Source organism: Flavobacterium sp. (assembly GCF_021151785.1).
Classification (GTDB): domain Bacteria; phylum Bacteroidota; class Bacteroidia; order Flavobacteriales; family Flavobacteriaceae; genus Flavobacterium.
This window is the reverse complement of the sequence record NZ_JAGKWP010000180.1, coordinates 1-2,161: the sequence shown is the minus strand read 5'-3', so window position 1 is coordinate 2,161 and position 2,161 is coordinate 1. Positions and strand designations below refer to the sequence as shown.

Annotated in this window: 2 protein-coding genes; both read left to right on the top strand. The window is 34.8% G+C overall.

What is annotated here, in order from left to right; all coding sequences use genetic code 11:
• Nucleotides 1–287 (top strand): T9SS type A sorting domain-containing protein (locus QZ824_RS11440; RefSeq protein ID WP_291276146.1); only part of this gene is annotated, 287 nt, incomplete at its 5' end.
• 177 nt (nucleotides 288–464) lie between these two features.
• Nucleotides 465–1,604: an aminotransferase class I/II-fold pyridoxal phosphate-dependent enzyme gene (locus QZ824_RS11435; protein ID WP_291276145.1), complete on the top strand. Its 1,140-nt coding sequence runs from the start codon at nucleotides 465–467 to the stop codon at nucleotides 1,602–1,604.
• Nucleotides 1,605–2,161 lie beyond the last annotated feature (557 nt).

Genomic DNA, 2,161 nt, shown 5'->3' with positions numbered 1-2,161 from the left:
GAGTAGAGCAAGAGAAAGAAGTTGCAGTAAGTGCACCGATCTTCTCTGTTAAAGGGTATCCAAATCCATACAATGCTTACTTTGTGTTGTCATTAGAAACACCAAGCGAGTCAAAAGTAGGGGTACGCGTATTTGATATGGCAGGTAAACTAATCGAAGAAAAAGAAGTAGAGCCAGCTATGTTAGAGAACTTACCATTGGGTGCAAATTGGCCATTAGGTGTTTACAATATTATTGTAACACAAGATAGTCAAGTGAAAACCATTAAAATGGTTAAGAATGAGTAATACTTATTAGCGAGAGCAAAGAATAGCTCAAGCGAAAAGAATACTAATAAGAGGAGGCTGTCGAAAGACAGCCTCTTTTTTTTGGTCATAATATACAGAATAAGAGAACAAAATAGTAAGAAATGAAGTAGTGCTGTTTTAGTAAAAGCAGTATATTTGCCTAAAATGAATCAACACATGAATACAACTAAAATATGGTTATCTTCACCTCACATGGGTGGAAGGGAACAAGAATACATTAAAGAAGCTTTTGAAACCAACTGGATTGCGCCTCTTGGACCTCACGTAACAGGTTTTGAACAAGACTTAGCGCATTATTTAGGTCAAGATTGTCAAGTGGCGGCCTTAAGTTCTGGTACGGCGGCTTTGCATTTGGCTCTTATTGTGCTTGGGGTACAAGCGGGAGATGAAGTAATCTGTCAAAGTATGACTTTTGCTGCTTCGGCTAACCCTATTGTATATTTAGGAGCAACACCTATCTTTGTTGATAGTGAAGCGCAAACATGGAATATTTGCCCAGTAGCATTAGAACAAGCAATTGTAGACAGAATTCAAAAAGGGAAAAAACCTAAAGCTATTATTGCGGTACACTTATATGGAGTGCCGTTCAAAGCTAAAGAAATTAAAGCAATAGCTGAAAAATACGAAATTCCAATTATTGAAGACAGTGCAGAGGCATTAGGAAGTACCTATGAAGGTCAGGCTTGTGGAACGCTAGGCGATATAGGAATTCTTTCTTTTAATGGAAATAAAATTATTACAACTTCTGGAGGTGGTGCTTTGGTTACGCACAATGCTAAAACAAAAGAAAAAGTAGTCTTTTTAGCCACACAAGCTAGAGATCAAGCCCCGCATTATCAACACAGTGAAATTGGATACAATTACAGAATGAGTAATGTATGTGCTGGTATCGGTAGAGGACAAATGGAAGTACTAGACAAGCATGTGAAAGCAAGACAAAGCATGCAGGCTTTTTACAAAGAAGTTTTTCAAGAGGTTCCAGGAGTGACCGTAATGCAAGCTCAAGAGAATACAGTAGCGAACTACTGGTTGTCAGCTATTTTGATTGATGAAAAACAAACGAAAGGAATTACGAGAGAAACGCTACGTTTGGCTTTTGAAAAAGAAAATATTGAATCAAGACCGTTGTGGAAACCTATGCATAAGCAACCTGTTTTTGCTGCTTGCCCTTATTACGGAGGAACGGTTGCTGAAGAATTGTTTGACAATGGATTATGCTTGCCTTCGGGTTCTAATTTGACTGATGAAGACCGTCAACGAATTAAAAAGGTGATTAAACAAGTTTTTGCTGTTTAATTGGTAAACAATATATTGATGGAATGCCCTTCTTTTTAGAAAGGCAGGACAATACTAAAAGTAATGCAGAAAATACCACTTATGCTCTTCCAATTTAGAGAGCAGAGTGGTATTTTTTTTTTCGTGAAATAGATCAAAATAGAAGTAGAGTTAAACGAGGTTAAAAACACTTCTTTTTTTAATCAAAAAAAACTCTTTTTTTGGGTTTCAGAAAGAGGTTTTTTGCTGTTATGGTGTTACTAAATAAGTAGGTGAAATGCCTTTGAAACCCCTTTTTTATCTGTTTTTTAGCAATTTTTATAAAAAAAATCTAGTGAACTTAATTTTGAAGAAAAAAAAAGTAACTTTTTATTAACCTATTTTTAGTGTTTTTTTTGAAATAAAACAATAACGCTAAAAGAGCAATAAAGGGCGAAAAAATAATTTATAAATAATTGATAATCAGTATATTGTGTTGAATGAAAAGCAAAAATACTCAGCTAAAAAACAAAAAAAGCAGCCTTTTTTTAACAAGAAGAATAGTCGAAAATACTGTAAATACTAGCCTTTTTTTATTA